Raw genomic sequence first — 11,242 nt, forward strand, 5'->3', positions numbered from 1 at the left:
TCGAGACCCCGTTGCTCGACCAGGCAGCGGTCCTCAGCGGGGCAGGCGCTCGTAGGGGACGCGGCGGCTCAGCCAGGCGAGCAGCCCGGCGGCGAGCGCCGCGACCGCCGCCGGGACGAGCAGCAGCCAGAGGGCCGAGGTCACGGCGACGAGGACGAGCGCCGCCGCGGCGACGCCGGCGCCGATCGCGAAGTTCCAGCGCACGTCCGTGGCCACTCCGCCCTCCGGACGCGCCCACAGCACGACCAGGGCCGTCGCCATCGGCCCGAGGAGCAGCCCCAGCACGAACCAGCGCCAGCGCGAGCGGCCCTTCTGCTCGGCGAGACCGGCGGTGACGATCGCGAGTCCGAACCAGATCCAGCCGGAGTCCTGGGTGAGTGTCATGCACGGAGCCTAGGGCGCGAGCGGGATCACCCGGCGAGGTCACCGGTCGGGCACGGCGGCCTGTCGCACGCGTCTGCCGCTCAGCGGTCCCCGGCACGCCTGCCGACCTCCTCCCCTACCCGGGCACCACGAGGGCGACCCCGACGACGACGCCCAGCACGAGAGCCACCGAGCCGGATCCGATCAGGAGGGCGAACGTCAGCGGACGGGTCTCGCGGACGCTCATCGTCCCGGGGATCAGCTCGTTGATCTCGGCGGGGCTCAACGTCTTCTCGGCGGCGGGCGGCGCCTCGATCTGCCGCCGGCGAGCGGCTCCGGCCAGCAGGCGCGCCCACACGCTCCGGCCACCGGCGCGCACTCCACGAGCCGCCGGCACGAGCGGCGTCTCCACGGCTGCGACGACGGCCCGCAGATCCTCGATCTCCCAGTCCGCCCCGCGGAGCCGCAGCGACCGGGTACCGTCCGACAGGAACAGGACGAGCGAGGGAGGCAGGTGGATCCCCTCGCTGTTCGGGCCGGCAGGCACCCACGCGAGCAGCGCCCTCACCGACGGGTCGGCGCGCTCGAAGGTCACGACCCTGCCTCGAGCGTCCGTGCACTCGATCGCCCGGTCCGAGATCCGGAGGGACGCAGTGGCGAGGAACCGCCGGTTGCGGAGCCCCAGGACTCCGATGATCACCAGAGCCACCGCGGTGGCGAAGCCGAACAGCCCGAGGTAGACGGCCAGCGCCGCACCGCGGTCGTCGGCGACCACGACTCCCCAGACGCTCCCCGCCAGCAGGACCAGCGCGGGAAGGACAGCGACCGGTCGCAGACGCCTCGACTCGTTCTTCTGCCGGGCCCTCGAGGGCCGGAACTCGCGCACCGGCTCCGAGCGGTCCGCCCGTCGCCGCTCCATCAGGTGGACGCGACGGCCGGGGAGCCGGCGCGGTCGCGGTTCCGGAGACGGTCGTCGAGGCTGCGGCGCATGGCGTCAGGGTAGCGTCGGCGCTCCGTCGGGCCCGCTCTCGGTATCGGGGCATTCCTGTGCTTCCTGCGTCGAGCGCGCCGTTCGCGCCGCGGCGACCGCCGAAGGCGAGCACCGGCGCACCTCAGCGCTCCTGCTGAGCCCCGACGACGCCGATAGCCTTCGCTGGTGACCTCCTCCTCCCTCTCCCACCCGGCGAGCCGCTGGGCACTGGACCACATGCCCCTCACCGCGCAGGCGGTCCAGGAGCTCGCTCCGGTGCTCTCCGGGAAGAAGCTGGCGATCTGCCTCCACGTCGAGCCCAAGACCGCCGCTCTCGTCTCGCTCCTGGTCGAGGCCGGGATGGACATCGCTCTGACGGGCTCTCCCGGAACCACGAAGGACGACGTCGCCGACGACCTCCGCGCTCTCGGCGTGCGCGTCCACACGAAGCAGAGCGACGGCGAGGCGGAGCACCTCCGCAACATCGAGAAGGTGCTCGAGCACGACCCCGACCTCACCCTCGACAACGGCGCCGACCTGACCCTCCGGCTCCTCGACTCCGGCGTCCCGGACCACTACCTCGGCGGCACCGAGGAGACCACCACCGGCGGCATCCGCCTGCGGGAGAGCAGCGCGACCCTCCCCCGGCCCGTCGTCGTCATCAACGACTCCCCCCTCAAGCTGATCGTCGAGAACGAGTACGGCGTCGGCCAGAGCGTCGTCCAGGGCTTCATGAACGCCACGAACCTCATGATCCCCGGCACGCGCGCCGCGGTCATCGGCTACGGCCCGTGCGGACGCGGAGTCGCCGACACCCTCGCCCAGCTCGGAGCGCGGGTCTCCGTCGCCGACGTCGACCCGATCCGCTCGCTTCAGGCGATCCTCCGCGGCCACCGCGTCGGACCCGTCGCCGACGTCCTCTCGGACGCGCAGTTCGTCTTCACCGCCACCGGAGCACCCGGCGTCATCGGCGCCGCGGAGATCGACGCGTTCGCCGACGGCGCCGTGATCGCCGGTGTCGGCCACTTCCCGTGGGAGATCGACGAAGACGCCCTCGCGGCCGCCACGGAGTCGACCACCGAGTTCGCCGACGGCCGGCGCCGGCAGGGCATCCGCCTGAAGAACGGCAAGCAGATCATCCGCCTCGAGAACGGCCGGATGATCAACCTCACCGCCGCCGGCGGGAATCCGATCCAGGCGATGGACCTCGGCCTGACCCTGCAGGCCCGGAGCCTCGCCGCGGTCGTCACCGCGGACCTCGACGCCGTCGTGCAGCCCGTCCCGGCCGACGTCGAGCACCGCATCGCGACCGACCTCGTCGCCCTCCTCAGCCGCTGAGAGGCGAGCGGGGGGCTCGGCGGCGATCCGCGGGGCGGCGGCGGTGCACCTCAGAAGACGGCGATCGGATTGACCGGAACGCCGGTGAGCCCGAGCAGGCGCGGTGGGGCCACGCTGAGCAGGAACGACCAGCGGGACAGCTCGGCGCAGACCACGGCGAGCCGCTCGACGTCCGCGCTGTCGATCAGGGGCATGCCCAGCCGGGCGAGCGCGACCCTGTGCATCGGCATCGGCATCTCGGGATCGTGCGGGGGGAAGCTGTCGCCGACGTCCCCCGCGTAGAGCGCCACACCCCGCTCGTGCATCCAGGTCACGGCGTCGACGGTCATGCCGGGGGCCTGCTCCTCCGAGTCCCAGGAGAAGCCCCACCCGCTGCGGACCACGAGCGCGTCGCCGGACTGCAGGGGGACGCCTCCTCGGCGCTCGGCCGCGTCGAGGTCGGCGGCGACGATCGCGTGCGCCGCCGGCAGCCTCCCCTGCGGCGCGAGGTCGAGGAGGACTCCGCGCGTGACGATGCCCTCGGCGAACGAGCTGGTGGATCCGTGCATCACTCCGCCGGCGGTGACGGCTTCGGCGAGAGGCCGGCCCGGGTAGACGACTCCGTCGTCGACGGGCAGGTGCGCGAACGCGTCCAGGTGGGTCATCGCCGGGTGGTGCGGAGTCACGATCAGCACCTCGGACATGCCCATCGGAGGGGTGCCGGTGTAGAGGAGCGCCTGCTGCACCGGGGGCGACGGCGGAGCGGCGGGCGCGAAAGGGCCGCCCAGCATCGACGCGGGAGCCACGGGGAGGGCGAGCGAGACCCAGCGGCCGGTCCTCACCTGCTCCGCGGCACGTCGCCGGGCGGCGTCGTCGATGAGGGTGAGTGTGCCGAGCTCGTCCTCCGCGCCCCATCGGCCTCGGTCGTCGGGGAGCTGCGTGCCGGTCATGGGATGTCCTGTCGGATCGATGCGGTCCGGGGTGTGGTGCACACTCCAGGGAGGGGACTGCAGAAGCAGGTCCCTGCAGGCTACCTCGTGAAGCAGGTTCCTGTTTCTTTGAATTACCCGGGAGGGATGTCGGCGTGGACGACGACGAGGGACTCGAGGCCGTCCTCGGCTGGAACGCGGTCAAGGTCGCGCGGATCATCGGCGCGCGCATCACCGCCGGGCTCGCGGAGCACGACGTGAGCCTGGTGCAGTTCGGCGTCCTCTCCTGCCTCACCGGCGGAGCGCAGCTGACCTCGGCCGAGATCGCCCGCGCGGTCTTCGTCCGCCCGCAGACGATGTCCGAGGTCCTCGACGGCATGGAGCGGCGAGGGCTGATCGAGCGTGTCGGAGTCCGCGGGAAGGGCCGACGCACCCCCGTCCGCACGACCGCTGACGGGGAGCGCGTCCTCACCGCGGCGCGCGCGGTCGCTCTCGCGACCAACGACCTCAGCGACGTCGGCCTGAGCGCCCCCGCCGCCCGGCAGCTGAACGACCTCCTGCTCACCGTCATCCGGAACGCCGAGGCGCCGACGGGAGCCGGGTTCGGGTCCTGAGGAGGTCGAAGCCGGGCTTCGGAGCATCGGCGACGCCGGACCTCGTCCAGACGGTGTTCACAACGCAGGAAGAATCTGCTCCAGGGCCCCGCGATCCGCGCGGAACGGGTGCCGGATCCTCATCCTTCCTGAGTTGTGAACAGGATCAGCCGAGCGGGGCCGACGAAGGACGCCCGCCCGAGCGCCCTCTTCCGGACGTGGCCGGACGCTCCAGGCCGTCGTGCGCTCGGGCGCGCCCGCGGCCGTCGCGGAGCTCGCGGGCCTGGTCGCGCACGCCGTGCGCACCCCGCGCGTCACCGGCGAGGGCGTCGTGTGGGAGCTGAACGCCCCGGAGTCCGATCGCCTCGCCGTGGAGTCGGTCCTCGCCTGGTCCGCGGTGAACGCCCGGTTCCCCGGGCGCCTCCGCGCCTGCGCGAACGACGAGTGCGACCTCTTCCTCCTCGACCGCAGCCGCCCCGGCACCGCCAAGTGGTGCTCGATGGCGACGTGCGGCAACCGGATGAAGGCCCGCGCGCACGCGAGCCGGTCGCGGGAGTGAGGGCGGGAATCCCTCCCGTCTCCCGCGCGATGATCGACGCTACAGCAGGCGCGACGCTCTGCCAGGGTGAGCTCATGACTGCAGCCGAGCCCGCACGCACGGACGTCCGCCCCGCGGGTCCCGCGTGGCTTCCGGATCCCGACCGGCCCGGCTTCGAGCGGTGGTGGGACGGCTCGTCGTGGTCGACCGTCTCGGCGCGCGTCCCCTGGGGCAGTGCGATCTCCCTGCAGCAGGAGTGGACGCGTCTCGTCCGCCCCGCCCAGAACCGCCGAGCCGCCGCGGCGCTCATGCTGACGCGCATCCTGGGCGTCGGCATCGCGCTCCTCCTGCTTCTCCTGTTCCTCGCAGCGGGCGCGACCTGGGCCCGCTGGGGCGCGCTGATGCTCGGAGTCGCCGTCGTGGGAACGGCGATCGCCGGCCTGATCGTCGGGGTGCTGGCCGTGAGGCAGCCCGCCACGCTCGGGGGGCGCGGGGCCGCCTGGTTCGCGGTCAGCGAATGCGGCGCTGTCCTCCTCGCGATCCTCGGGCTCACCGCGATCGTCATCGGCGCGGCGCTCCTCTTCGGCTGACGGCCGGACGCGGCAGCGCTGCGCCGCCCCGCGAAGGACTACTCGGCCACGCGCGGATCCGCTGAGTACGCTCGGGCCATGCAGCGCACGGTGGGCGGAGTCGTCATCGAGGTCGTCCACGCGAGGACCGGTGACGCGACCCGGACGCCCGACGGTCCGATCGAGCTGTGGAGGATCACCCTCTCCCGAGCAGGCATCGGTCACACCGCGACGGTCGCCGTCGCCGGCACGTCGACGGAGCCGGACGAGGACGTGTTCGCCACCGTCCTCGAGGTGGCCGTGGTGGAGTACGTCTCCGCGTCCGAGGACCCGAAGGAGACTCCCGCGTTCCGCCGGTGGAAGCGGGACCACGCGTCCGACCTGCAGCAGCCCGTGGCGGCGCTGCGGGCGGGCGGCTGACTCCCGCCCCGGCGCGCGGCGGAGGCTAGGCGCCTCGCAGCCGGGCCGTCGATGCGGACGCTTCCGCTCGAGCGCGCCGCAGGGCGTCCTCGCGTCCGGCCGCGTCGAGGCGGGCGGGACCGTAGGTGACCACCGGGGGCAGGACGTCGTAGCCGACGAACTCGAGCATCCCGCGATGGATGTGGAAGAGGAACGACTGCAGATCGCCGTATCCGTCGGCGGCGCCGGGCGCGAAGGCCGCTTCGCCGCCGCCGGTCGTCAGCAGGAGCATGGCGCTCCTGCCGCGCAGGCCGCCCTCGGCGAAGACGCCGTGCTCGCCTCCGAACGTCGCGCCCATCACGAAGACGCGGTCGATCCAGCCCTTCAGGATCGCCGGCATCGAGAACCACCACAGCGGGAACGAGAGCACGAGTAGATCCGCCTGCAGCAGCTCGTCGAGATCGCTCGCGACGGGCTCCCCGAGCGTCTTCTCGAGGACCGCGGTCATCTGCTGCGCCTGCGGCTTGAAGTAGCCGGAGCCGGGGGCGAACTGGTCGCGGTGCAGAACCGGGTCCCGGCCCTCGGCGTACAGGTCGAGCCGGCGGACCTCCATGCCGTCGGCCCTCAGCTGCTCGAGGACCGCGTCCGCCTGCGCGGAGGAGAACGACCGTGCCTCGGGATGGGCGTGGACGAGCAGAGCGCGACGAGCGGGGACGGCCTCGGGAGCATCGGTCATGCGGCCGATCATATCGATGATTCGCGATACGTCGTTAGATCGAGGCTCCGAGTCGCGTGAGGAGCCCGTCGACGTCGGCGTCGCTCCGCCGGTAGTGCGTGTACTTCCCGACGCGCGTGGATCGGACGAGGCCCGCGCGCTCCAGGGATCCCATGTACGACGAGATGGTCGACTGCGCCAGACCGCTCTTCGCGGCGAGATGGGTGACGCAGACCCCGAACTCGGCGCGGTCGGCGATCGGCTCGTACTCGCTGAACGACGCTTCGGGAGAGCGGAGCCACTCCATGATCTGCAGTCGCGTGGGATTGCCCAGCGCCTTCAGCACCTCGACCAGTCCCGTGTCCACCGCGCCATTCTCCCCCGCTCGCCGCCCGACCGCCTCCGCGTCGGAACAACCCTCCGCCCGGGCGGCCCGGGCTCACGGCAGGAGGATCACCTTGCCGTCGAGGGTCCGGGACTCGGCGAGCTCCATCGCCTCGACGATCCCGGTGAGCGGGAAGCGGGCGGCGATGTTGGCCGTGAGCGTGCCGTCGGCGAGGAGTCCGAGCACGCGGCTGAGGTCCTCCTCGAGCCGCGCCCGGAAGCGCGCGGGCCGCAGCGAGTGGCCCGCCCAGAGGTCGTAGAAGACCGCGCGCCGGCCGTTGGGGGCCAGCTGGTAGGCCTGGATCCGCGCGAGCTGGCGGAGGAACGGGGGCCAGATGCTGCCGGTGCTCGCACTGACGATCGCGTAGGCGACGAGGGTGCCGCCGGGCGCGAGCAGCGACCACGCCAGCCGCGTCGTCGCTCCGCCGACGTTGTCGAAGACGGCCTGGACCCCGCCGGGTGCGAGCCCGCGGACGCGGGCAGCGAGGTCCGGATCGGCGTAGTCGACGGGCTCCACTCCGGACGCACGGAGGGCCTCGTGGTGGCGGGGCGAGGCGGCGCCGATCACGCGGATCCCCTCGAGGCGGGCGAGGCGGTGCACGAGGCCGCCGACTCCGCCGTTCGCGCCGAACAGGAGGATCGTGTCGCCGCGGGAGACCCGGGCCGAGCGGTGCAGCATCTGCCACGCCGTCACTCCGTTGACCACGACGGCCTCGGCGTCCTCCGCCGCGACGTCCTCGGGGACGACGACGCAGTCGCGGGCGGCGACGCGGGCGTGGCCGGTCCAGCCGCCGGTCTTGGTGAGGGCGGCGACGCGGCGGCCCTCGAGCGACGCGTCGCCGCCGGGGCCGACCGCGAGGACCCGGCCGACGAGGTCGTAACCGGGCGTGAAGGGGAAGGGCGGCTGGGCGAAGTAGCGGCCTCGGCGCATCGACTTTTCGGCGAACGAGATGCCGGTGGCCTCGACGGCGACGAGCAGCTCGCCGGCCGTCGGCGGCTCGACCGGTGCCTGCTCGAGGAGCAGTCCGGACGGCTCGACGATCCCGGGGAGGACGACGCGGGTAGTGGTGCGGGGAAGGGTGCTGGACACGAGGGGCTCCTGGGGGTGGTAGTGAGTGACTGGACAGTCACATCTGCGGGCGTGAAAAGGGGAGAGTGGCGAAGAGGAGGAGGAGAGGGGAGGACCGCGGACTCAGTCGCGGTGCCGGATGCCCGCGGAGACGATGCGGGCCCACTCGGAGTCGACGCCGCCGAGGTCGGTCTGCACGATCAGGTGGCAGAGCTGCCCGTAGGCGATGAAGCGCTGCACGGCCGGGCCGTCGGCTCCGGACACGACGGTGACGGTCCGGACGACCGAGGAGATCCCGCGACGCACCGCCTCGCGGATCTCGGGGACCTCGCACGCGCTCTGCGCCTGCGACTGCAGCATGATCAGGTCGCGGTCGGCGATCAGGTCGATGTAGGCGACGGTCATCGCCTCGAGCCGGTCGGCCGGGTCCGAGGAGAGCGAGGCCTCCCCCGCCGCCGCGAGCGTGGACGCCACCTGCTCGTAGCAGCGGTCGACCGCGGCGACGAAGACGCCGAGCTTGCCCGGGAACAGGCGGAAGACGTAGGCGGGCGAGACCCCGGCCTCGGCAGCGACGTCGGTGATCGGGGTCGCGGCGTACCCGGTGCGCGCGAAGACGTGGAGCGCGGCCTCGGTGATCCGCTCGCGCTGCGCCTCAGCGGTGGAGCGGGAGGAGGGGGTGGGCATGTGACTGATCGAACACTTACTTCGCTCGCATGTCAAGAGCGGCTGCCGGACGAGTCGACACGCGGGCCGGATCAGGAGCCCCGACGACTCCGTCAGCAGTACCGACGCAGGCCTGCCGGCCAGGAGGGGCGCGCGCCGCTCCGGAGCTCGAGCGCGCCTCCTCCGCCCTGCCGAAAATGGTTCGGCTACCGTCCGTGGCGGGCCGAGTTCCTCGGTCCGCCACCCGAGGAGGGATCGCCCATGCACGATTCGACCGAGGCTGCCGTCGTCAAGAGGGTCCTGGAGGACGAGATCCTCGAGAACTACGCCTCCGTGGTGGACGTGGTCCGGACCTGGATCGAGAGCCCGAACAGCGTCTGCATCGTCTACCGGCGCCGTCTCGACGGCGACCATCTGATCGGTCAGCGCTTCCGCTTCCCACCGCACGCCGCGAACGACGATCCCGTCTCGACGGGAGTCGATGCGGCGCTGAACACGGCCGAGCCCCTCGGCGCGCCCCTGGAACGCGCGCGGCTCGCGGACGGGGTCTTCTGGTTCGCGATACCGCCGACCGACGCACTGCCCGCCATCCCCGACGGGCCGTCAGCACCGAGCCGGGACTGAGCGACGGCGGCGAGCTCGACCGAGCACCCCCTACCCCCCGCCGTAGTCGCATCCTCGGGGACTCGGCAGTGGACACCGTACTGGCCACAGTTGCAGCGCGAGGCCGGATGGCATTCGAGTCCTCTACCGACGGCGTCCAGGCGGCCACCAACGCGTCTTCGTCACTTCGCCCGCCACCGATCATGACCCGGCAATGACGAGGGTGGACACGGCGCAGGACGGGCAGAGTCTGCGGGCGCGCTCGTTGATCGCGCTTTTGTCCCCGGCAGGATCCCGCGGGTCGGGTTCCCGAGGCCGACCCGCTGCCTAGCGTCCCGGCGGGAATACGGCATTGAGCAGGCTGGAGCAGGACGCCAGCGGCGAGCGACGCGAGCGGGTAGTCGCACCCGGCCGCCGACTGCCTTCGGTTCTGCCTGGGGGTTTCGCGTAAGCGCGGCAGGTCGTACGGGGACGCTTTCGCCACTCAGGCGAGTAGGTAGAATCCGGCGGCGGCGACACCGAAGCTCAAGCCCAGCGCGATCCTGATGGGCACGAGCCACTTCTCCGTCGGCCTCATCGCGCAGGAGGCGACGCTTGTCGGTACCCATAGGAGCCATAGCACTGCAAGCATGAGGAGGATTCCACCGTCGCCCGGAAGGGATCCCAGACGGAGGTAACCGATCGTCAAGAGGAGGGTTCCCGCCAAGCCCGCGAGCGAAGCCACCCGCACCTTTCTCGCCGAATCGTGGTCCAAGCGCACACTGCCCATTGCAGGCAACCCTTTCTCGTTCTGCTGGATCAGTCAGTTAGAGCAACACGCGTAGGTCCAGCCAAGACAATTCTGAGACATGCATAACGAGCAGAAGATCATGGCGCACGCCGTGAAAGCGACGACATTTCCCGTGAAGACACAACCCCCGCAACAAGTGACGATCCTCCCAGTGTCGAACGTCGTACAGGTCCGGCATGAGTGCGTGCCTGATCCACAAGCCGCGAATGCGCTCGCTGGGGTGACCGCTGACAACGCGTTCGTTCCGATTGCAGACATGGTTGCCGTGTTCTCGGCCGTATCGACATCGAAAACAGTGACGGTCGACTTCAAAACTTGCCTCGAACTTGAGAGACGTATGCGACGAATATAGACTCGGTCCCCGAGGAGCGTGGTGCTCAAGGCGAGCACGACGGTCGAACCGCTGATTATCGACATATTGATGGGATCACCGGCGAAGCCGCCGTAACGGATTCCTGCCGCGCTCAGATCGTCCTCGAAGTACTGCATGTAGGCCGAACGCTCGTCGTCCGTAACTGGGCGCGTCAGATCGGAGAACCACTCCCCCTCGTTGCTTTTCGTCGATGTGATCGATCGGGAAGCCCGGCCGTCGGCAAGCGCGATCTCTGGAAAAAGAGTCGCGATGAGGGCCCCCGCGCCAGCACCGAAGATAGTCCTTCTATTGATTCGCATGATAGAAAATCCCTTCTCCTCCATTGTTTTCCGGGTCGACTACTCGAACGGCCGCCTCACGGGACGAGGGCAGCCGTCTTTCCACGCTTCGCTTCGGCGAGACGCCAGCCAGCGAGTGCTACGACGCCAGCGACAATCGCGAGGCTCCACGCCTCGGAATATGATCGAGGCTCCTGCCACAAGCTCGGCGCCAACATGACGATGAACAGTAGGTTTCTGGCGACGAGAGTAGGACTCGATCGTTGCCGCAGGACAGCACCGAAACAACCACAATCGTTGACGATCCCGCGAATGAGCGCGCTGACTATAGCGGCCGTATAGGTCGTAAGCAATCCGAGTCCGCTTACAGTCCAGAACCAGCCGAGGTTCGCGATGATGCCCACTCCGACAGCCAGCTCGACAGGCGGGAGAAGACACGTTGTCGCAGTCAGCAGTTTCGTCGGCAGCACCTTGAAGGCGGCGATGGACAAGCGGAGTTGTTCGCGTCCTTCGCGGTATTTGATGACTCCCGCAACACCGATCAAGACCCCGACGAGGACGCGCAACACAACAACCACTATCATCATTGATCCTCACCGTCAGCACTGCACTTCGATTCAACCTTGTAAGGGATTTCCGAGGCGCCTCGCTTCACTGTAGATCGGGAGTGCCGAAATTCCAACGGTTGC

16 protein-coding genes are annotated in these 11,242 nt (G+C 70.6%); 7 read left to right on the top strand and 9 right to left on the bottom strand.

Annotation, left to right across the window (positions count from 1 at the left end; genetic code table 11):
- Positions 1-33: 33 nt before the first annotated feature.
- Together C5C24_RS10410 and C5C24_RS10415 are read right to left on the bottom strand one after the other, a co-directional pair.
- Positions 34-384 (bottom strand): hypothetical protein, encoded by a 351-nt coding sequence (locus tag C5C24_RS10410; RefSeq protein ID WP_104304918.1) that lies wholly within the window; start codon positions 382-384, stop codon positions 34-36.
- A 115-nt stretch (positions 385-499) separates the two neighbouring features.
- The gene (locus C5C24_RS10415) at positions 500-1,282 is read right to left on the bottom strand and encodes a hypothetical protein (RefSeq protein WP_146082584.1); all 783 of its coding nucleotides are present in this window, start codon (positions 1,280-1,282) and stop codon (positions 500-502) included.
- A gap of 237 nt (positions 1,283-1,519) precedes the next feature.
- Here C5C24_RS10415 and C5C24_RS10420 point away from each other — a divergent pair, with 237 nt between their 5' ends.
- Entirely contained in the window at positions 1,520-2,671 is a 1,152-nt protein-coding gene (locus tag C5C24_RS10420; protein WP_219812864.1) for an adenosylhomocysteinase, read from the top strand.
- 50 nt (positions 2,672-2,721) lie between these two features.
- On the opposite strand, the gene C5C24_RS10425 is transcribed toward C5C24_RS10420, so the two are convergent.
- Positions 2,722-3,600: a cyclase family protein gene (locus C5C24_RS10425; RefSeq protein WP_104304920.1), complete on the bottom strand. Its 879-nt coding sequence runs from the start codon at positions 3,598-3,600 to the stop codon at positions 2,722-2,724.
- A 134-nt stretch (positions 3,601-3,734) separates the two neighbouring features.
- Between C5C24_RS10425 and C5C24_RS10430 the strand changes: the two genes are divergently transcribed.
- The 4 genes from C5C24_RS10430 to C5C24_RS10445 all read left to right on the top strand — a co-directional run bounded on the left by C5C24_RS10430 (position 3,735) and on the right by C5C24_RS10445 (position 5,699).
- Entirely contained in the window at positions 3,735-4,193 is a 459-nt protein-coding gene (locus tag C5C24_RS10430) for a MarR family winged helix-turn-helix transcriptional regulator (RefSeq protein ID WP_104304921.1), read from the top strand.
- 220 nt (positions 4,194-4,413) lie between these two features.
- Entirely contained in the window at positions 4,414-4,731 is a 318-nt protein-coding gene (locus C5C24_RS10435) for a CGNR zinc finger domain-containing protein (RefSeq protein WP_104281937.1), read from the top strand.
- 74 nt (positions 4,732-4,805) lie between these two features.
- Positions 4,806-5,300, top strand: coding sequence for a DUF2510 domain-containing protein (locus C5C24_RS10440; RefSeq protein ID WP_181135516.1), 495 nt, complete (start codon positions 4,806-4,808; stop codon positions 5,298-5,300).
- Positions 5,301-5,378: 78 nt separating this feature from the next.
- On the top strand, positions 5,379-5,699 hold the full coding sequence (locus C5C24_RS10445; protein WP_104304923.1) for a hypothetical protein: 321 nt from the start codon (positions 5,379-5,381) through the stop codon (positions 5,697-5,699).
- Between the two features lie 25 nt (positions 5,700-5,724).
- Here the strand turns inward: C5C24_RS10445 and C5C24_RS10450 are convergent, their stop codons facing one another.
- The 4 genes from C5C24_RS10450 to C5C24_RS10465 form a co-directional block, all read right to left on the bottom strand.
- Positions 5,725-6,414: an NAD(P)H-dependent oxidoreductase gene (locus tag C5C24_RS10450; protein ID WP_104281963.1), complete on the bottom strand. Its 690-nt coding sequence runs from the start codon at positions 6,412-6,414 to the stop codon at positions 5,725-5,727.
- A gap of 34 nt (positions 6,415-6,448) precedes the next feature.
- The gene (locus tag C5C24_RS10455; protein WP_219812865.1) at positions 6,449-6,760 is read right to left on the bottom strand and encodes a helix-turn-helix transcriptional regulator; all 312 of its coding nucleotides are present in this window, start codon (positions 6,758-6,760) and stop codon (positions 6,449-6,451) included.
- Between the two features lie 72 nt (positions 6,761-6,832).
- Complete coding sequence (locus tag C5C24_RS10460; RefSeq protein ID WP_104304924.1) at positions 6,833-7,867, bottom strand: medium chain dehydrogenase/reductase family protein; 1,035 nt, start codon at positions 7,865-7,867, stop codon at positions 6,833-6,835.
- A gap of 102 nt (positions 7,868-7,969) precedes the next feature.
- The gene (locus tag C5C24_RS10465) at positions 7,970-8,530 is read right to left on the bottom strand and encodes a TetR/AcrR family transcriptional regulator (RefSeq protein WP_104275776.1); all 561 of its coding nucleotides are present in this window, start codon (positions 8,528-8,530) and stop codon (positions 7,970-7,972) included.
- A 240-nt stretch (positions 8,531-8,770) separates the two neighbouring features.
- Between C5C24_RS10465 and C5C24_RS10470 the strand changes: the two genes are divergently transcribed.
- Positions 8,771-9,133, top strand: a complete 363-nt coding sequence (locus C5C24_RS10470) for a hypothetical protein (RefSeq protein WP_104224922.1) — start codon at positions 8,771-8,773, stop codon at positions 9,131-9,133.
- Between the two features lie 463 nt (positions 9,134-9,596).
- Here C5C24_RS10470 and C5C24_RS10475 read toward each other — a convergent pair whose 3' ends face one another.
- Positions 9,597-9,836 (bottom strand): hypothetical protein, encoded by a 240-nt coding sequence (locus C5C24_RS10475; RefSeq protein WP_181135517.1) that lies wholly within the window; start codon positions 9,834-9,836, stop codon positions 9,597-9,599.
- A gap of 124 nt (positions 9,837-9,960) precedes the next feature.
- On the opposite strand from C5C24_RS10475, the gene C5C24_RS17665 reads away from it, so the two are divergent.
- Positions 9,961-10,254 (top strand): hypothetical protein, encoded by a 294-nt coding sequence (locus tag C5C24_RS17665; RefSeq protein ID WP_146082585.1) that lies wholly within the window; start codon positions 9,961-9,963, stop codon positions 10,252-10,254.
- A gap of 376 nt (positions 10,255-10,630) precedes the next feature.
- On the opposite strand, the gene C5C24_RS10480 is transcribed toward C5C24_RS17665, so the two are convergent.
- Positions 10,631-11,140 carry a MauE/DoxX family redox-associated membrane protein gene (locus tag C5C24_RS10480; protein WP_104275774.1) on the bottom strand — a complete coding sequence of 170 codons (510 nt, stop codon included), beginning with the start codon at positions 11,138-11,140 and terminating at the stop codon, positions 10,631-10,633.
- Positions 11,141-11,242: the final 102 nt, after the last annotated feature.

Origin of the sequence: Rathayibacter sp. AY2B3 (assembly GCF_002931755.1) — a bacterium.
GTDB lineage: Bacteria > Actinomycetota > Actinomycetes > Actinomycetales > Microbacteriaceae > Rathayibacter.